At 42.1% G+C, this 19,762-nt stretch carries 11 protein-coding genes and 1 pseudogene; 7 read left to right on the top strand and 5 right to left on the bottom strand.

Features of this window, described 5'->3' with window-relative positions; genetic code table 11:
- Positions 1-126 precede the first annotated feature (126 nt).
- Complete coding sequence (locus N6A79_RS13100) at positions 127-3,939, bottom strand: DUF4132 domain-containing protein (protein ID WP_268546281.1); 3,813 nt, start codon at positions 3,937-3,939, stop codon at positions 127-129.
- 90 nt (positions 3,940-4,029) lie between these two features.
- Positions 4,030-7,782 carry a DUF4132 domain-containing protein gene (locus N6A79_RS13095; RefSeq protein WP_268546280.1) on the bottom strand — a complete coding sequence of 1,251 codons (3,753 nt, stop codon included), beginning with the start codon at positions 7,780-7,782 and terminating at the stop codon, positions 4,030-4,032.
- A gap of 181 nt (positions 7,783-7,963) precedes the next feature.
- Here N6A79_RS13095 and N6A79_RS13090 point away from each other — a divergent pair, with 181 nt between their 5' ends.
- From N6A79_RS13090 to N6A79_RS13075, 4 genes are read left to right on the top strand one after another with little or no spacing between them, the layout of a single operon-like run.
- Complete coding sequence (locus tag N6A79_RS13090; protein WP_268546279.1) at positions 7,964-9,058, top strand: ATP-binding protein; 1,095 nt, start codon at positions 7,964-7,966, stop codon at positions 9,056-9,058.
- Positions 9,055-11,487, top strand: a complete 2,433-nt coding sequence (locus N6A79_RS13085; protein ID WP_268546278.1) for a DUF5682 family protein — start codon at positions 9,055-9,057, stop codon at positions 11,485-11,487. The genes N6A79_RS13090 and N6A79_RS13085 overlap by 4 nt, the downstream gene beginning before the upstream one ends.
- Positions 11,484-12,629, top strand: coding sequence for a VWA domain-containing protein (locus N6A79_RS13080; protein WP_268546277.1), 1,146 nt, complete (start codon positions 11,484-11,486; stop codon positions 12,627-12,629). Before N6A79_RS13085 ends, N6A79_RS13080 begins: the two co-directional genes overlap by 4 nt.
- On the top strand, positions 12,626-14,659 hold the full coding sequence (locus N6A79_RS13075) for a hypothetical protein (RefSeq protein WP_268546276.1): 2,034 nt from the start codon (positions 12,626-12,628) through the stop codon (positions 14,657-14,659). Before N6A79_RS13080 ends, N6A79_RS13075 begins: the two co-directional genes overlap by 4 nt.
- Before the next feature lie 39 nt (positions 14,660-14,698).
- Here N6A79_RS13075 and N6A79_RS13070 read toward each other — a convergent pair whose 3' ends face one another.
- Genes N6A79_RS13070 through madL form a run of 3 tightly spaced genes read right to left on the bottom strand, consistent with a single transcriptional unit; the run spans position 14,699 to position 16,561 of the window.
- On the bottom strand, positions 14,699-15,385 hold the full coding sequence (locus N6A79_RS13070) for a GntR family transcriptional regulator (protein WP_262079013.1): 687 nt from the start codon (positions 15,383-15,385) through the stop codon (positions 14,699-14,701).
- Between the two features lie 11 nt (positions 15,386-15,396).
- Entirely contained in the window at positions 15,397-16,158 is a 762-nt protein-coding gene (madM, locus tag N6A79_RS13065) for a malonate transporter subunit MadM (protein ID WP_182418058.1), read from the bottom strand.
- Entirely contained in the window at positions 16,151-16,561 is a 411-nt protein-coding gene (gene madL / locus N6A79_RS13060; RefSeq protein WP_182418057.1) for a malonate transporter subunit MadL, read from the bottom strand. Before madL ends, madM begins: the two co-directional genes overlap by 8 nt.
- 206 nt (positions 16,562-16,767) lie before the next feature.
- Between madL and mdcA the strand changes: the two genes are divergently transcribed.
- The 3 genes and pseudogenes from mdcA to N6A79_RS13045 all read left to right on the top strand — a co-directional run.
- Entirely contained in the window at positions 16,768-18,414 is a 1,647-nt protein-coding gene (mdcA, locus tag N6A79_RS13055; protein WP_268546275.1) for a malonate decarboxylase subunit alpha, read from the top strand.
- An 11-nt stretch (positions 18,415-18,425) separates the two neighbouring features.
- Complete coding sequence (mdcC, locus tag N6A79_RS13050) at positions 18,426-18,740, top strand: malonate decarboxylase acyl carrier protein (RefSeq protein WP_268546274.1); 315 nt, start codon at positions 18,426-18,428, stop codon at positions 18,738-18,740.
- Positions 18,737-19,645, top strand: a pseudogene (locus N6A79_RS13045) (biotin-independent malonate decarboxylase subunit beta); the annotation flags it as partial. The gene mdcC and the pseudogene N6A79_RS13045, both read left to right, overlap by 4 nt.
- Positions 19,646-19,762: the final 117 nt, after the last annotated feature.

Raw genomic sequence — 19,762 nt, 5'->3', positions numbered from 1 at the left:
TATGCATTCAAATTTGTTTGTATATTTATCAATTTTAAGTTTAATCATGCGTATTTTAAGACTTTTTTTCAAACTATGTTAAGTCATAGATATTTTTGAATTTCGCTGTATTGTAATAATGCAGTCTTATAATGAGGTTAGTTTTTCCCAATCCTGATTAAAGCCAGTACCTGCCGCCGCAATGGCGTAATAATCGGCCATGGTTTCGGTCAATAATACAGGTGGAATTTTACCCAATGTCATAACCTGCCCCCAATCAGAGCCGGTACTTGAATATTTAGAAAAACTAATATTAAGCAAAGCAGCAGGCCTGCTCGTTTCAGGAAAATAATTGCCAGTAAATTCAATGATAGCGACAATATTGGCATTGGCAAAGCGGCGCATATAGGTGGTAAACCAACCGCCATCTTCAGCTTGTCCGCGTTCATAACCATATTTACCAGTTAAGGTCCGTAGTTTAAAGGTTTCAATCATCCAACCTTGGCGATCATTGACTTCGACTAAATTCTTCATGTCGTCGGTAAGGATAAAAGGATTTTCACGAAACTGCATAAAAGCTGGTTTCACTTCATAATCATTAAGATGCGTTCGCCAAGCCTTGTTTTCGTCTTCACTAAGTAAAGTGATATGAGCAAGCTTGATTATGTGAATGGCATCAAGTGATATTTCTTCATCATTGCTATCGGTAAGGCTGCCATCTTCAAGTGGCCTGAATGTTTGGATTTTATTACCGTCTTTATCAAGGCCAATCCATACCAATGAACTGACAATCTGCCGCATTATCGGGTGATTTAAAAGAAAATCCTGCCAATCGGTCTTGGGCCAGAGGCGTTCCAAACACATGCCTTCAAATAGCCGTTCGGTTTGCAAGGTAACAACTTGCTTTAATTCTTTTTTGGCATTGGTGACAAATTTTTTCGATGCGGAGATTTCAGCTTTTTCTTCTTCATCATTAGGATTAGGTGTTGGCAGGGCTTTTACTTCTTTGTCTTTATCATTTAAAATTATTAAATTACCAAGGCTATTGAGTTGCAATTTATAAATGCGGCCCTTACCACATTCAAGTTCAGCACAACCATTTTCATCAAGTCCAGCGGTTGGAATGGTGCGTTCCGCTAGTTCCTCTAAACTCCAACCATATTTTGCAGCAATTTCATCAATCGCCTTTTTCGCATGCTCTTGAACTGTCTTTTGTTTGGTACGGTTAGCCGACGCCAATACAATTTGAATGGCCGCAGGGGAAGGATTTGCCGCTAACATGTCAATAATTGCTTTGGCTTGTGAAACACGTTTGCCATGCTTTTTGATAAATTGACTGCCAATAGCAGCAATTTCTGCACCATTACCGCGTGCAGCCAAGGCTAAAATACCCTTAGCATCAATTGCACTTTGTTTATAATTACCCAATACATGGCGGCGAAGCTCTTGAAAGAGCAAATCGCGGTCTGTGGTATAGTATTCAGCATATTGCGGGTGCTTTTTTACAGCTTGTTGGTTGCTTTGCAGCTCTTGATCAATGCGCGCAGATGCATAAGCATTGGCTTCATCACTGCCAACCGCCAATGTGTCATGGGCGACCCATGTTTTTGCAACAAAAATACCAAATTTATCGGCACTTTCTGGAGTTAATTGATCAAGCCAAAGGCTTAGCATGGCATTGCCTTGTGGCTCTTTTAGTTTGGCAGCAAGCACAATCCACCATTGTAAAATAATCGGCTCAACCGCGCTGCCATCTTTCCATTCAGCTTTTGGCAATTGGTCAAAAGGAAACCAGTCAATGCCTTTGACCTTATTTTTTTCCAAACCTTTTTGTGCGTCTGATAATAATCTGTCGGGTGCCAAATATTCGCTAACATCACCGCCCAACTCACCAAGTGCTGATATCATGGCGGCGCGGGCAACATCGCTTTTTTCTTTTTTTAAAGCTGTTTTTAACGCTGGAAGCTCATCTTTTGCCTTGCGTATAACTAACCATTGCGCCGCTTCCACTCGCGTATTTTGTTGTCCGTCTTGCAATAATTTGGCAATAGCAGGATTGATGTGTGGCATGCTTTCTAATAAATTGCGGCCTAAAATTCTAGTGTTTTTATTGATGCTCCCACTAAATAAGGCGCCACCGGTTGCTACTATCATTAATGCCGTTGCATAGCGCTTCGGTATTTTAGGCAGCATTTCTAATAGTAAAAAAGCCTTGTAAACATCATAGTGATCTTTATTTTGCGATGGTTTTAATCCAAAAATTTCATCAAATAGATCAAAGCCATCAACAATAAAGTAAGAAACAGCGTCCTTGCTTGTTTGCTCAGCGCAATCCTTTAAAAAGTCAAATTCATCATTATTGTAATAGGTGTTTGATAGCAATCGCTGCAAAAACGATGGCTGCTTGAATTTATTGACCCAAATGCGCTCAAAAGCACGCAAATCGCCTAATTGTTTAATTTTACTGATGATTGCTTGGCGAAATATTGAGTGCTCATGATTATGGCACAAGTAATAGAGCGCATGATCGGTACTGCATAGCAATAATGCCAAAAGCTGATAAAGTGATAGCTGAGGATTGGCGATAAATTCACTTATTCCCGAAAGATCAACGTCTTTTCTCCATAAAATATTAAAAGCCTTGTTTAAATCTTTAGACTTACCAATTTCGCCTTTCATAACATTGCGCAGCTGCGTCAACATCATTTTTTTATCTAATTGTTTGCCGTCATAACTATGCCAAGTACCACCATTTTCTTTTCTTTTTGCTTTTAATTGCGCTAGGTGTTGGTTATAATTATCAATCGCATTGGCAAAATTAGTATAAAATATTTCATCAATATCACCAAGTTCACTTTGCTTTTGCTCATCATCAAATACGCATGGCGGTACGGTAATGACACTGCCGTCAAGAGCCGTATAGGTTAAGCGGTCATCACTATTTAGTCCATCATCAGCTTCAACGCCATTGCTGCCTAAAAATGACAATTGTTGTTTAATGGTTTCTTTTGGTTTTGCCGCTGTTTCGGTGCTTTGCCAATTTAGCAATATTGGTAGTGACGCACGTTCTAAAATAGTAACCGTTGTTAAAGCTAGCAAAGCTCGGTTGCTTGGTGATTGGTCAGGGTAAATTGCAGCTATTTTTTCTTTAAATAGGTTTTTATCGGCAGCTGAAATCGCTGTAAGAGCTGCGCTTCTTACAGCTTTTGAACTATTCATGCTGATTTGCAAAAGCTCGTCTAAATAGTCATCACAAAGTTTAAGGGTTTGAATGAGCTTACAAAAATTGGTGAGGTTTTCGCCTTTTATTGTTTTTAAAAGTGCAATGATTTCTTGCTTATTATCAATAAACCATTGCTTTAAATCGTCAGGGTTGCGTATTTGTTGCGAAAAACGCATGGCTGGATGGTCCGTGACCAGAAGATCGAATATTTCAGCCATAGAAGCATTGAATAAATTGGCCAATTGCTCAAATTGCTGCCAATCTATTTTATAGCCTTGTAAGCTACCCCCTGATGGTGGCGCATTGCGGTCTTTGCTCGCAAGTATGGCACAAGTTACAAAATAACGCCATTCATCGGATGATGCCTCGCCACCAAAGACGTGATAAGAGTTAACCGGATGGCGGATCAAATTTTTTATTATCTTGGCCATTCTTAGGTAACCAAGCGGTTGCCAATTATAATCAAAAATTTGCGGAAGATAGAGCATTAGTCCGGTATCATACCAATAGAAATTATCGGTTGATTGGGCGGCTTTTAGCAATATGGCTTGGTTTTGTCCTGTTTCCAAATATGTGTATAGGTCTTGGATCAGGTCTTTATCTTCTAGCCCTAAACTTCCAAGCAGCTTTTCAAAAGATTTACGCTTTACAATTATGGTTTCACTTGTTTGCTCATAAAGGGTTGCTTTGTTGGATTTATTAGAAAATTTATTTAATAGTTTTCTAAATAGGCTCATCTTAATCCCTTTCAGATGATAATATGACAAACGAGTTTAATTGTTAATTTTACGCGTGCTAAATTAAAAATATGTGATGGTTTTATAACGTTAATAAAGTTCAGATTTGGCTTCCCAATCCTTGTCAAAACCAGTTCCTGCGGCTGCCATAGCATGATAATCGGCATAAGTTTCAGCAAGTAAAACGGGTGGAACTTCTTCCAAAGCGATTTCCATATTTGCAGAATATTTATTATTGCTCATTTTATAAAAGCAAAGGCTAGTTAAAGCCGTTAATATAATTTTTTCAGGCAAAATATTGCCGGTAAAATTAATGCTAGCAACAAGGTTGAGGCTTGTATGGCGGCGAATATAATTCGTGAAATAACCGCCATCGACGATATCGCCGCGCTGATAGCCAAGCTTGTTAGCCAAGTTGCGCAAGCTATTGCTTTCAACCATAAAGCCGTTGCGATCGGTGATTTCGAATTGCTGCTTTATACTGTTCGATATGATTGGTAAATCTTCACGCAATTGCCTAAAAGGCGGCGTTAATGCATAATCTTTTATATGGTTACGCCAAGCATTGCCTTCTTCATTATTTAGCAAGCTAATATGGGCAAGTTTAATAGTTGATACTTTATTTAAATCAACCGCTTCATCACTACTATCGGTAAAGCTGCCATCTTCCATTGGTCTAAATGTTAATAGTGGTTTTCCATCATTATCCATACCAATCCAAATAAGCCCGCAGATAATTTTCCGCATTACAGGGTGGTTGAAAAGATAGTTTTGCCATTCTTCAACCGACCAAACACGCTCCAAGCACATGGCCTCAAAAAGCCGCTCTGTTTGTACTGTGCCAACTTGCTTTATTTCCTTTTGCGCATTGGCTATAAATTTTTTGGCCTCATCAATCTCTTGGCTTTCAAACGCATTACTTGCGGTTGGCAAGCTTTTTATTTGGCTGCCCTTATCGTTAAAAATAATAAGATTGCCTTGCTCATTAAGTTTAAGTTTAAAAATTCGCCCCTTGCCACAAGCAAGCTCTGCTTCGCCATTATCATCAAGCCCTGCCGTTGGAATAGTGCGATCAGCCAATTCGTCTAAGGTCCAACCATACTGCTCAGCAATGTCATTAATGGCTTGGCGTGCATGGTCTTGCACCGTTTTTTGTTTGGTGCGGGTTGCTGCCGCTAAAATTGCTTGGATAGCAGCAGTGGCCGGATTTTCTGCCAGCATGTCAATGATTGCTTTGGCTTGGGCGGTGCGTTTACCATGTTTTTTAATATAGCTACTGCCAATGGCTGCAATGGTTGCGCCATCAGTACGAGTTGCAAGGGCTAAAATACCCTTACTGTCAATTGCGCTTTGTTTGTATTTGCCTAATTTTTCATGGCGAAGTTCTTCAAATAGTAAATCGCGGTCGGTTGTATAGAAAGATGCAGATTGTGGTGCTGCCTTAACTAATTGTAAATTGGTTTGTAAGCGCTGATCAATATGAGCTATAGCAAAACTTGTCGCTTCTTCATTGGTTGTCATTGGCGTGTCATAGGCAATCCACGCTTCCACAATGAAAGCCCCAAGGGTATGGGCGCTTTCTTTTGTAAATTGATCAAGCCACAAGGTTATCATCGGATTGCCTTGCGGTTGCTTTAACTTTGTGGCAAGGATTAATAGCCAACGGATAATCACAGGGTCAACGGCATTGCCGTTGTTCCAAGTAACCTGCGGTAATTGGGAAAAAGGAAACCAATCAAGTTCTTTTCCCTTGGCCTTTTCCAATCTCTTTTGTGCCTCGCTTAGTAATTTTTCTGCTACAAAGTGGCTGGAAATATCATCACCTAAATGTTGAAGTGCAGAAAGAAGTGCTCCGCGTACTGCATCATTTTTTTCTTTTTTAAGTGCTGCTTGCAAAGCAGGAATTTGCGAAACGGCTTTACGGCTTTTTAGCCAATCGGCTGCTTTAATGCGTATTTCTTTTTGTTCATTTTCTAAAAGCCCTGAAATAGCAGGATCAAGCTGTGGTGAGGCTGCTAATAACGTACGAGCTTGCTGTCTTTCTTGCTGAGTTATCCTATTGCCATTCAAGTTGTTACCAGTCACCATCAGTATGAGGGCTGTCGCATAACGCATTGGAACTTTGGGTAATAGTGTTAGTAGATAAAATGCAATATCAAAACGATAGCTGACATTATCAATTGGAGGAGCAATATTAAAGGCTTGGTCAAGAAGATCAAGATTTTCGGCAACAAGCGTCCAAAGATCTTCAGCCTTTATAAATGGAATAAGGGGCAAATCATAACATTCCATTGCAGTTAAAAGGTGCTCCAAAATTGGGCGTCTTTGTTGTTTAATACAAATATGGTTTAAAACTCGCCAATCGCCAATTTCACGCATTTTTTTTAAAATAACAGGACCAAAAATATTTTCCCCAAAAGTGCTTAAATTCGATAAATGATCAACATAATGTTCCATATTTAACAATAGCATGAGTTGGTAAAGCGAAAGGTCTTTACATTGCGCAAATTCTTTCAAGCCTGAGGTATCAAAATTGCGCTTTTGATGGGTGTCAAATAAGTTATGGCTCGATAAGGCTTTATCTAAACTTCCCGATAAAATAGCGTGCAGCTCTTTATTGACCTGCTGTTTGTCAAGTTTTTTTGCGTTTTTAGTCCAATGCCATTTATCGTTTGGATTTCGTCTTGCCAAGGATTCATCAAAATGGTGATTATAATTTGCAAGTGCATCAAAAACCGGTAAAAAATAGCTTTCATCAATAGGATTAATAGCGAAATGGACTTGTTCCTTTGCCTTATCATAAGCAGGAATAGTGACGATACTGCCATCTAAAGCAAGATAGGAACCGCCACTATTTGAAAAATCTTGTTGAGCTGAGTGCGCAGTGGCGTTTTGGAAGTTTAACTGCTCTTCAATTGTTTTTTTAAGTTTGGGTGGATTTTTATCGTTTTTCCATATTTCTAATATTGATTTTGCTTGCTCGTTAAAAAGTACGATCACTGCATTTACTAATAAAATTTGGTTCGCACTCGGCTGTGTTGGAAAAAGCTGCAATATGCGTTCTTTTAATATGATTTTATCAGCATGGTTTAGTGAAAGTAATGCTTTTTGGCGAACAGTTTTGCTTTTACTCATTGTTTCTTCAATTAGGAAATCAGTAAAAGGTTCGACGAGATTCAATTTGTAAAGAGAATCGCAAAATTCAATCATATTATTGCTTGGGAGTTTCTTGGCAAGAGAGATGATCGTTTGTCTATTTTCTATGAACCAATCTTCAATGCCGTAGAAGTCTTTTAGGATTACTTCATTGCGATAACCATTATAGTTGTGAATAAATACGTCAAAAATATCTTCAACGCCTAAGCCGCCAATATCAGCCAATTCTAACAAAAGTTTTCCGGGTTTTTGAATTAATGCATATAATTCATCAGAGGCAGCCGCAATTGAGCTATGATCTAAATTTTGCAAGTAATATACGCTATAACGCCACCAATCTGGTGATATGCTAGTGCCGCGCATCTTATAATTTGTACTTGTTATTGGCGATAATGAAGCTAACACTTTGCCTAAGCGTATAAAAGCTAATGGTTGCCATTTATAATTTAATGCATATAGTATTTTGCCATTATGTAGGTTGCAATAGGTTGTTGTAGCCTTACCTCTAGCTTGGAGCAAGATTGCTTCATTTTTGCCAGTTTCTATGTAATCACATAAGGCTGGTGCTAAAGTTAAATCTCCCATGCGCATACTATTTAATCCAGAGGTAATCCGGTAGCGATCCAATGAAACTTTGGGCGCTGTATTTTCAACAGTCAAATTGCTGCCTAGCTTTAAGCTGTTCATAGCTACCCCTTTTTAATTGACGTGATCCTTGCAAAGTATAATATCTATTTTCAATGAGGCAGCAAGACTACAAATCAATGTAAATTATAGTTTTTAGTATATGTTTTAATTCACAAGAATTATAATTTTTTTAAAATAATATTAGTGTATTCTTATATTTATAATATAAAGGTCATAGTCTATGGAAAAAAAGGCCAGTTTGCGGCAACCTGCTGAAGAAATCTATGCGGATGAATTGCAAAGATTAAAAAGCCTTGATGATTTACCAAAGCCGAAAGGTTGGCTATTATCGCCGCGTTTTGTTCGGTGTTTCATTGTTGGTGATGAAAAAAAGGGCATTTCCCGTAAGATTTATGGCGAAGATAGTTTAATTGATCGTGCTATTGTTTCCTTGATGAGTGCGCAAGGGCTGATGTTGGCAGGAGAGCCGGGCACGGCAAAATCGCTACTATCAGAATTATTAGCCGCCGCCATTAGCGGTCATTCAGGGCTTATTGTGCAAGGTTCTGCTGGTACCAGTGAAGATCATATTCGCTATTCATGGAATTATGCTTTGCTGCTTGCTGAAGGGCCAAGTGAACGAGCGCTGGTTGCTTCCCCGATTTTTTCAGCTATGAAAGAAGGGCGCATCGTCCGCTTTGAAGAAATTACCCGTTGCCCGCCCGAAGTGCAAGATGCGCTGATTTCTATCATGTCCGAAAAGTCTTTAGCAATACCTGAACTTGGTTCAAATGATGCTTTGCGTGCAGCGCCTGGGTTTAATATTATTGCAACGGCCAATTTACGTGACCGCGGCGTAAATGAAATGTCGAGCGCTTTAAAAAGACGTTTTAATTTTGAAATTGTTCATCCAATCAGTGATGGCGAGCAAGAGCGCGCCTTGGTGCGCCAACAGCTTGATGCGCGATTAGCACCGCTTGGCATTGAGGTTAGCAATATAGATGCAACCATAGATATTTTGGTTGAAACTTTTCAGGATTTGCGCACTGGCCGCACGCGTGAGGGGATAGCGCTCACCAAGCCTGATGCGGTTATGTCAACGGCAGAAGCGGTAAATGTTATGCAGGCTGCCGCGCTGGAAGCGGCCTTTTTGGATAATGGCAGTGTATCTGGGGCCCATATCGCCCACCAAATACAAGGGGTTATTTTAAAAGATGAGCCGGAGGATGGCAAAAGATTTAAAGCCTATATTGATTATATAGTTAAAGATCGCGCCGGTAAAAAAGGCCCTTGGAGGGAATTTTACAGCGCAGCACGAGCCTTAAAACTCACATGACAAAACATCCGTCTTTTCTTTATGATGAAAAGTTGCAGATTACCATTGTGCCGGTACGCCATCATAGTCCGGCATGTGCTTTTGCTGTGCGTTTATTGCTTGACGAAATCAAGCCCAAAACGGTGCTGATTGAAGGCCCTAATCATTATGATCGCCTTATAGATCAAATCATTGATGATGGCACTGTTCCGCCAGTCGCCATTGTTACTTTTCCCTCTAAAAATGCGTTAGGTAGCAGCTATTATCCAATTTGTAGCCATAGCCCTGAATATGTTGGGCTATTATGGGCACATCAAAACAAGGTTGAGACGCATTTTATTGATCTACCCATTTTTTCCCGATTTCAAAATGATACATCTGACGATAATGATAATAATGACATTAGCGATGATGAAAGTGACGAAGAAAAACAAAGCCATATTGCCGATAAGTTCGTTCCCTTAAGCAAGGACTATTTTGATAGTAGTGATTATACCAAGGCACTTTGTCAAAAAATTGGTTGCCGCGATGGTGATGAATTATGGGACCAGATGTTTGAAACACAGCTTGGTGAAAGCGATTGGCGCGGTCTATTTTCTGGGATTGGTGTTTATTGTGATCATATGCGTCAATCTACTAATGATGAACTTTTGCAACGTGATGGCACTTTGGAGCGTGAAGCGCAAATGGCGGCAATTATTGCCCGCGAGAGCGCTAAAAAAAATGGTCCCATCGTAATTATTGTTGGTGGTTTCCATGCACCTGTTTTACTGGATTTGGTGCGTGCGCCACAACAAGCAAAGATCGTGGAAACGCTAGAGGAATCATATTTGATCCGCTATGGCTTTCGTCAGTTAAATGCCCTTACGGGCTATATGAGTGGTTTGCCTTTTCCTTGGTATTATGATCGGCTTTGGCAACAACAAAATTGCATTGTTGAAGATAAAACAAAGCCAAGTAACGTTTTTGAAATTATTGCAGAAAAAATTGTAATCGAATTTATTGCGCATTTGCGCAAAGATATGCGCCATGAGCGTATCGCATTTCCAGCTTTAGTAAATGCGTTGGAAATGGCCAATGGCTTGGCGCAGTTGCGTGGCCATAAAGGGCCAATGCGCAGTGATATTATAGATGCTTTACGCACCGCTTTACTAAAAGGGCATGAAGGTGGCGAAGGCAGTGGAATCTTAGCAGAATTTTATTCGTTTTTAACGGGCTCTACCATTGGTGCAATATCGTCAAAAGCAGCTGCGCCACCACTTTTACGCGATTTTTTTGCTAAAGCGCGTGCGTTAGGTATTAAGATTGATGATGGGGAGGCACGCAATCGTACTCTTGATATTTATCGCAAACCAAAACATCGCGCTATTAGCCGCTTTTTACATGGAATGAAGTTTTTAAATGTGCAATTTGCTAGTCGCACCGCTGGGCCAGATTTTAGCAATGGTTATGCAACAGATCGTTTATTTGAAAGCTGGACCATTCAATGGTCACCCTTGACCGAGGCGCGTTTAATCGAGCTTGCAAGTGAAAGTGACACATTACAAAAATCGCTATTGTTGCAATTATTTCACAATATTACTGCCTTAAAAGAAAATGGGCATGGTGGGGAGACGGCAAGCGCTGTTAGGCTTTTTATCACTGCTTGTGAAGCTGGTTTATCAGGGGCTGCAAAGCAAATATTACCGCTTATTGAACAAGAAATTATTGCAGATGCTAATCTTGTAAGTGTTGTTGATGGGTTAAAATCGGTGCTCGCCTTATGGCAAGCGCGTAAATGGCTGGCTTTGGATGATGAGCAAGTGGTGCGTGATTTAATTGCCATTTGCTACCGCCGCGCCATGTTTTTACTACCCAATATTATTCATGCTGACAACGAACAAAGCATGGCTCTTGTTGATGCATTAGCGAATTTACGGGAATTGCTTATTTTAAGTGAACGGGAAGCAACAAAGCTTGATGGGGAAATATTTCAGGAAAGAATTGCAAATTTACTCACTAATACCGATGCGCCGCCCGCCATACGTGGTGCTATTGCTGCCCTTGCTTGTCTTAATGGCCAAATAAGTGATGAACAATTGGTTGAGCGTTTTGCAGGGGAAATACAGGCAGCTTATAGCACGAGTGAAGAGCGCGTTGGTTGGCTTCATGGGGTGATTACGATTTCGCGTGAATTATTGTGGCGTGTATCGCAATTGATGGAAAAGGCAGATATGCTGCTGACGAGTTTTGATGACGATAGTTTCCTTGAAATATTACCCTTTTTGCGCTTGGCCTTTAGCCGCTTGGATCCAGATGAATTGGATCGGCTTGGTAAAAATATTGGTAAATATTATCATCAGGAAGATTTTTTATTGCTTCATTCTAGCCTTGATGAAAACACGGTATTAAAACGATTGGCTCTTGAGCAAGATGTATTGGCGCAAATGCAGGAGGAACAGCTTATATGACCAATTCGGTTGAAGGTTTACGCCGTTGGCGCCTCGTGCTTGGTCGCTATAGTGAAACGGGACTAGGCAGTGATTGTAAGCTTGGAGGTGTCGACATTGAGCGCGACCAAGCTTTTGATTATCTTTATTCACGCGAATTAAAACAAAGAGGATTGCGCCAAGAAAATGCGAAAAAAAGCCCATTAGGAGGTCGCGATTCAAGTGGTATTAAGCCGATTGATTGGCTGGAACAATTGCGTGGGATTTTTCCAAAATCAGTATGTGAAGTGGTTGAAGGGCATGCTTTGCAAAATCTTGGCATGACCGAATTATTGAGCGATCCTAAAACTTTAAAAACGTTAACTCCGAACACAGATCTTTTGCGTAGCTTGATGCTTTATAAGGATAGAGCTAATCCCGCTATTCAAGCGACTATTCGCGATATTGCCAAAAAAATTATCGAAGATATAAAAAAGCGCTTAAAATTACGCTTAGAGCGCGCTGCATCAGGGCGGCGTAATCGTTTTCGGCGCGGCCATTTGCGGCGTATGCAGGATTTTGATTGGCGGGCAACCATTCGCGATAATCTTAAAAATTATGATATTGTTAATCGCCGCATTATTGCTGATAAGCTGCGCTTTCATTCGCGATCACGATCCTATTTCTCTAAGACTATTATTTTATGTGTTGACCAATCGGGATCAATGACCAGCTCTATTATTTATGCCGCCATTATGGCTTCTATTTTAGGTGGTCTTTCATCGGTTAAAACAAAGTTGGTGCTGTTTGATACGCGCATTGTTGATATGAGCGATCAACTTGCTGATCCTGTTTCGGTGCTTATGTCGGTGCAACTTGGTGGTGGTACCGATATTGGCATGGCGGTGAATTATTGTGAGCAATTGGTCGAGCAACCACGCCAAACCATTTTTGTGTTAATTAGCGATTTTTGTGAAGGTGGTTCACCCGCTAAATTATTGGCAGCTATTCGTCGTCTTGCTAGTGCGCAAGTAACAATGCTTGGCGTTGCAGCCCTTAATGATGATGGTATTGTTGATTATGATATAAGCATGGCACAACGCTTGGCAAAGGCTGGTATGGAGGTGGCGGCACTTACACCAGATAGGTTGGCAGATTGGCTAGGGGGAGTTATATCCTCATGATATCGCTCGCTCTCCATCAAGCTTTAGTAGCCTTTGACGAAAGTGCGCTTGAACTTTTAGCGAATAAGGGTTTGGTGCGTCGTGCTGCCCGCGATATTGAGGGCGGCAAGGTTACATTTATCGATTGTGACGGTGATATTGCAACGGTTACGGCGGATGGAGAAAGCGTTGCAATGGGTTTAGCTGGCCCCCTTAAGGCAAAATGCAGTTGCCCTGCCGCGTCTGTTTGCCGCCATAAGCTTGCAGCAACATTATTTTTACGCGCATTGCCGATTGAGGAAGGCTTTAAAACCAAGGATCAAGTCAAGGATCAAATCTTGGAGCAAAGCCAAAGCGCTCGTGACGAGATTTGCGAGTTTTCATCAGCTATTCTGCAGCGTTTTGCCGGCAAAGCTGGATGGCAGGCAGCTCATGATATTGCGGCTAAGGGGGCAATCGTCAAAGAGGAAAAAAATAGCGTTCGTATTTTCATCATGGATGAGGAAATTTGCTATCTTTTGGGGCAGGGGCTAGAGGGGATGGTCTCGAAAATATCGCCTGCTAAGCGCAAAACATTTCATATTGCTGCCTTATTGATTGCCCGTAGAAAATGGCACATTAATGATGATGTCAGCGAAGAGAACGCGGTAATCATTAAAAAGCAAGCACCCGATAGCGGCTTTCTTGATAGTGTTGATGAAGCCTTATTAGATGCCTTGCGCACAGGGTTAAATATTGCACCCAAAGCCTTAGAGGAGCGTATCTTTGCGCTTTCTGTATCATCACGAGCGGATGCTTTACCAAGATTATCGGCGCTTTTACGCATTTTAGCAAATCGTATTCGCGAGCGCAGAAAACGCGCTTTATCATTTGAAATTGAGCAATATTTACCATTTATTGCTCATATTGCCATGTTGGTGCGTATTTTAAGAAAAACCAATATAGATGATGAAAATTTCATAAAACTTGCAGGTGTTTATCGGCAAGATTATTTGCCAATTGGTGATATTGACTTAGTGGGGATGGGGGCTGAAATTTGGCGCACAACCACTGGCGCACGCGGTGTTAGTACAATTTTTTATGCGCCACAAAACCAACAATGGTATAGTGGTGCTTTGGCGCGTCCATCGGGTGTCGATCCTTCCTTTATACCTGATAGTGCTTATTATACTGGGCATTTATTTGGCAAATCACCAAGGGATTTGAGCCGCAGCCAGTTGACTTTAACCGGCGCTTTGGCATCCCCCCAAGGGCGTTTATCAATGTCGCAAGGCGTTATAGCAAAAGATGTCAAGCTTTTTACTGGCACCTATACCGAGCTTGCTTGTGCCTATAGCGATTGGCAGGTTTTGGCTGATGATTTACAACAGGCTTTTATGCAAGGACTTTATAATATTGCCCCGACAATACAACCCGTTTTGCTAGTGCCAAGCAATAATTTTGAATATTATTTTGATGATTTACGTCAACAAGTGATCTGGCCAATTATGGATAGTAATGGCCAATGGTTGGCGCTAACATTGGATCATAATAGTGATAAGGAAGCGCGCATTATTGCGGTTGAATTACATTCAGGCAATAAAGTTGATGCGATTGTCGCTAATGTTGTTGTTGAGCAAGGGCGCTTTGCCTTGCGGCCAATTGCGGTTGTTTGCAAAAATATGATTGAAAATTTAGGGCTAGATGGCAAAACTGCCAATAAAAATTGGAGTTGGCATCGATTTTTAAACGCTATTCAAAATAAGCGATTTGACTTTCAACAAAGTGATCGCGCAAATTTTGTTCTTGCTGATGCTTTGGACCAAATTCAATCGATTGCTGAAATTGGTTTTGCAAATCAACGATATAAGGATAATTTGCAAAAGGCTGGTTCTATCCTTCAACAGGCGGGGTTCAGCAAATTTGCCAATATGGCGACCATTATTGCTGAACAAGATTTTGCTGATAGTGAATTTGCAAAGCTTGCATATCCGCTATTGACGCTTATTTATGCACTTAACCAAGCAATGCAAAAATTGCGCTCCTTGCCCTATTTACAGCCGCTAAAATAGTGGGTTTGATAAATAGAGCTGAGATAAAAACGTAAAAAATTAAGTTGCCTCTTTATTGATGCGCTGTTCAATATAATGGGCAAGTGCGGTGGCGGCATTTAACATATGGGCGCGCATGTAAAGAGCTGCTTTTTCACCATCGCCTTGCGATATGGCTTGCATAACCATATCATGTTCTTGGCGAGATCTACTAATACGATTGTTTTCGCGCAATTGCAGGCGGCGAAAAGCACTTAATTTGGAGCGAATAGCAATGGCCTGTTCTTCTAAAAACCGATTATGGGTGGCATGATAGATTTTTTCATGAAACTTACGGTTCATGCGGTCATAATCATCGATTTGATTGTTAATGACCATGTCATGTGATTGTTCATGAAGTTCCATTAAGGTACACCGCTCAAGCGGTGTCATTCTATAAGTGGCAAGGCGAACGCAGATCGCTTCAATTTCAGCCGTTGCTTCAAACATGTCCATAATGCGCTCAGCAGTTAGCGGTGTAACAATAAGACCGCGCCGGCCGCGTTTTTCAGCAAGGCCATTGGCCTCCAAATGACGTAAAGCTTCGCGCACGGGGGTGCGCGAAACGCCATATTTTATTGCAAGTTGCTGCTCGTCCAAATCAGAGCCTGGTGGCAGGGTGCCATCGGTGATTTCATCGCTTAAAGCATTTCTAATGCGTTCGGATAATAAAACCGTTTGTTCATCGCCACCAAATTTTTCACTCATATTCAACTTCTTTAAAAGATCATTTTTACTGCAAGAAATAATATTGATGGCCCCAAAAGGCAACCAAGACCGGTATGAAATGTTGCGGTTAGGGCGCCATAAGGCACCAAACGCCTATCCGTTGCAGCCAAGCCACCACTAACCCCGCTGACCGTCCCCATGAGCCCGCCAAAAACCATGGCTGATCGTGGATTGTTAAGACCAATCATCTTGGCAACAAAGGGCGTACCAATCATTACCAAAATTGCTTTTAAAACGCCAGTCGCAATTGATATCGCCATAACGGCAGAATCGGCACCAATTGCCGCACCTGTTACTGGGCCAACAATATAGGTAACTGCCCCGGCGCCAATTGTTGTTAAGGCAATCGGGTCGGTGTAGCCAAAGGCAAAAGCAATGATTACTCCCACGATGAAGGGAAAAAATGTTCCAAGTAATAATGCAACAAAGCCAATAATACCTGCCTTTTTTGCTTGTTCAACATCCACCTCAAAAGCGGTGGCAACAATTGCAAAATCGCGCAACATAGCGCCGCCCATTAAGCCAATGCCGGTTAAGCCAACCACATCGGCAAGCCCCTTTTGACCGCCGGTCGCGATGCCGCCCCAAAAGGCAAGGGCAAGGCCGATGATAATGGCAATCGCTGACCCATGTACGCGCCCAAAGGTTAGATATTTGGACAGCATGGCTGAAATCCACATGACAATACCGATAAAGGCAAAAGCAGTAATTAGCGCATTATGTTGCAAAACGCTCATAATCATCTCAACCATTTTTGCCCTCCGCTTTTTCGCGTGCTTCAATCTCGTCCATGGTTTCTACTGTGCCACTCATTTTGCCGATAATTGCAACTGAAGCAAAACAAACAGCAACAGCGCTCACTGCAGCAATAACAACGAGTGGCCCACCTTCAACCGCTGCAACAACATTTTGGCTGGCTGCCATGGCGACCACGATCGGGATATAAAGACTACCCCAAAACTCGACGCCAAAAATAACGCCGCGACTTAAAATATTTTTATTTTTGAGCCATAAACGCATAGCGATTAATAGCATCATCGCTATACCAACACCGCCAACATTGGCATGCACGCCAAGAATTTTACCCAATAAATCTCCTAAAAAACCACCCAATAGGGTGCAAATCGCCAGAAGTGCGACACCTGATATAGTCATTTACCCCTCCCATGCTGCCAATTGCAGTTTCCCCCAAAGGACAGCTTCCCCATATGGATGAAAAATGTATTGCGTTTTAGATTTTTTCCTCATTTATGTATCCTCCCACTGGATAAATATGGTTTATAGTATACACAAAAAAATATTATGGACAATATAAATACATTGAGATAGATTATCTTTATATTTGTATGCGGGAGGACTCGATGAGAAACTGGAACTGCCAAAAACAAGCATTGGAGCAAAGAATTGCGTCGGGGAGCGCCTTTGCTAAAGGTAAAATTGTCGAGCGGACAAATATTGAAAAATTATTGGCGGCGGTGATCCGCTCTGGCGACCGTGTTTGCCTTGAGGGGGATAATCAAAAACAAGCGGATATATTAGCTAAAGCGCTAGCTGCGCAAGATGCCGACCAGCTTAATAATTTGCACATGGTGCAATCGGGCATTGTTTTACCAGAGCATTTGGATGTTTTTGAAAAAGGCATTGCCAAACGGCTTGATTATTCTTATTCGGGGCCGCAATCGGCGCGTATCGCCCGCATGCTGTTTGGCGGCAAAATTGAACTTGGCGCAGTGCATACATATCTTGAATTATTCGCCCGTTATTTCATTGATTTAACACCTAATGTTGCACTAATTGCCGCCGTAAGCGCGGATAAGCATGGTAATCTTTACACTGGCCCCAATACAGAAGATACCCCAACAGTTGTCGAGGCAACCGCCTATAAAAGCGGTTTGGTTATTGCGCAAGTGGGCGAAATTGTTGATAAGGTTCCCCGTGTTGATATTCCAGGTGATCTTGTGCATTTTGTGGTTGATGCGCAAAAGCCGTTTTATGTTGAGCCGCTATTTACCCGTGACCCCGGTGCAATAACAGAAACGCAAATCTTGATTGCGATGATGGCGCTAAAAGGCATTTATCTTCCCTATGAGGTCAAGCGACTTAATCACGGTATTGGTTTTAGTACGGCAGCTATTGAGTTATTATTGCCTACTTATGGCGAAAAGCTGGGGCTAAAAAGCAAATCCTGCACGCATTTTGCCTTAAATCCGCATCCAACCCTAATTCCAGCCATTGAAGCGGGATGGGTGGAGCAGATCCACTGTTTTGGATCTGAAGTTGGTATGGAGGACTATATTCGGGCGCGTTCGGATGTCTTCTTTACGGGGCCTGATGGCTCACTGCGCTCTAACCGAGCTTTTTGCCAAACCGCAGGCCTTTATGCGTGTGATATGTTTATTGGCTCAACCTTGCAAATTGATCTTAATGGCCATAGCTCCACCATTACCACTGATCGTGTGGCGGGGTTTGGTGGTGCGCCCAATATGGGGTCAGATCCCCATGGTCGCCGTCATAGTAGCCCTGCTTGGTTAAAGGCAGGGGAAGAAGCACAACCAGACATTCCTGCGAATTTACGCCGTGGTCGAAAGCTTGTCGTGCAACTTGGAGAAACCTTTGGTGCTAATAATGTGCCGCTTTTTGTCGAGAAGTTGGATGCCGAAGTTTTGGCCGAAAAGCTTGGCCTCGATCTTGCGCCAATTATGGTTTATAATGACGATGTTAGCCATATTGTAACCGAAGAAGGCATTGCCAATTTATTGCTTTGCCGCAATGCAACTGAGCGCGAGCAAGCCATTCGCGGTGTTGCCGGCTATACGGATATTGGTCGTCAGCGTGATAAAAAAATGGTGGAAACCTTAAGGGCGCGCGGTGTTATTCAGCGCCCCATTGATTTAGGCATTGATCCGCTTGATGCTGATCGGCGTTACTTGGCCGCGCGTTCCATCAAGGATATTATGGTGCAATCAGGGGGGCTTTACAATCCTCCTAGCCGTTTTCGTAATTGGTGAGGGGAGCAATCATGGAAAACATGAAATTTGAGTTTTTAACCAATAGAGCTGCGCAACCCCAAAGAAAGCAAGTCATTATCGGCGTTGTTGCCTCGGGTAATCTTGAGGCTTTGGTGGAGCGCATTGATGATGAAACCCGTTGCATTATTGATGTGGAAACAGCTTCGCATGGCTTTGAGCCAATATGGCAAGCGGTGATGGGAGATTTTGTCGAGCAATATGCAGTTGGTGGCCTGCGCATATCTATTAATGATGGTGGGGCGCGACCTGATACGGTGTCGCTGCGTCTTGCACAAGCCATGCGTTTAATGGAGGAAGTCGAATGACGAATTCAGCTCAACTTTCCAATCAAAATGAATCTATAAGCTATTATGAAGCAAGTGCGCGACAAAGAATAGATTATCTGGTTGATAAGCATAGTTTTCAAGAATTTATCGGCCCAGAACAACGAGTTGTTAGCCCACATCTTAAATTGTTCAATCTGCCAGAACAATTTGATGATGGTATTGTTATTGGCCGTGCCATGCTTGAGCAAAAGCCGATATTCATTGCCGCGCAAGAGGGGCGTTTTATGGGCGGTGCAATTGGCGAGGTTCATGGTGCAAAATTGCTAGGGCTGATAAAGGCGGCACAGCATGAAAACCATGATCTTGTGCTTTTGCTTGATAGCGGCGGCGTGCGATTGCAAGAAGCCAATGCTGGTGAAATTGCGATTGCTGAAATTATGCGGGCAGTTGTTGAGGCGCGGCTTTCTGGCATCAAGGTTGTGGTTTTAATTGGCGGGCGTTCTGGTTGCTATGGGGGCGCTGGTCTTATCAGTGCTTGCGCCAGTAAAATTGCTATGTCCGAATATGGGCGCATGAGTGTAAGTGGCCCTGAAGTTATTGAAACCAACAAAGGAGTTGAGGAGTTTGACTCGCGCGATCGTGCGCTTGTGTGGCGCACTATGGGCGGTAAACATCGCAGCCTAATGCAAGATGCGGACTATTTTGTTGCCGATGACATATTAGCCTTTAGGCACGCTGCAATTACTGCTTTAGATCAAGATGAGCAATTTGGATTTGCCGCTTTAAAGCAACAGCAAGAAAAGCTTGAAAGCCGGCTTAATAATTTTGGTGATGCTAAAGATGCAATCGATATTTGGACAAAATTGGGTATTAGCAACGCGCAAGAAGTTCCATCGCTTTCTGATGATCAATTTTTACAACTCTTAAGCGGCGTAAAACAAACTTATTGCAGTGATGCATCAAAAAATGTCACAACAACTACTGCAACGCCAACCCAGCCATTGCCTGATGGGTTAAATCAATTATTATCATCTTTGTTTGCAGACCAATTTACGGTAACG

Origin of the sequence: Bartonella sp. HY761 (assembly GCF_026743145.1) — a bacterium.
In the GTDB taxonomy this organism is placed as follows: Bacteria; Pseudomonadota; Alphaproteobacteria; order Rhizobiales; family Rhizobiaceae; genus HY038.
Note: the sequence above shows the minus strand (reverse complement) of the source record. Positions and strands in the feature narration are given on the sequence as shown.

Excerpts from the sequence above, each read along its gene's own strand:
- N6A79_RS13100 (WP_268546281.1), bottom strand. The coding sequence starts at position 3,939 with ATGAGCCTATTTAGAAAACTATTAAATAAATTTTCTAATAAATCCAAC.
- N6A79_RS13095 (WP_268546280.1), bottom strand. The coding sequence starts at position 7,782 with ATGAACAGCTTAAAGCTAGGCAGCAATTTGACTGTTGAAAATACAGCG.
- N6A79_RS13090 (WP_268546279.1), top strand. The coding sequence starts at position 7,964 with ATGGAAAAAAAGGCCAGTTTGCGGCAACCTGCTGAAGAAATCTATGCG.
- N6A79_RS13085 (WP_268546278.1), top strand. The coding sequence starts at position 9,055 with ATGACAAAACATCCGTCTTTTCTTTATGATGAAAAGTTGCAGATTACC.
- N6A79_RS13080 (WP_268546277.1), top strand. The coding sequence starts at position 11,484 with ATGACCAATTCGGTTGAAGGTTTACGCCGTTGGCGCCTCGTGCTTGGT.
- N6A79_RS13075 (WP_268546276.1), top strand. The coding sequence starts at position 12,626 with ATGATATCGCTCGCTCTCCATCAAGCTTTAGTAGCCTTTGACGAAAGT.
- N6A79_RS13070 (WP_262079013.1), bottom strand. The coding sequence starts at position 15,385 with ATGAGTGAAAAATTTGGTGGCGATGAACAAACGGTTTTATTATCCGAA.
- madM (WP_182418058.1), bottom strand. The coding sequence starts at position 16,158 with ATGGTTGAGATGATTATGAGCGTTTTGCAACATAATGCGCTAATTACT.
- madL (WP_182418057.1), bottom strand. The coding sequence starts at position 16,561 with ATGACTATATCAGGTGTCGCACTTCTGGCGATTTGCACCCTATTGGGT.
- mdcA (WP_268546275.1), top strand. The coding sequence starts at position 16,768 with ATGAGAAACTGGAACTGCCAAAAACAAGCATTGGAGCAAAGAATTGCG.
- mdcC (WP_268546274.1), top strand. The coding sequence starts at position 18,426 with ATGGAAAACATGAAATTTGAGTTTTTAACCAATAGAGCTGCGCAACCC.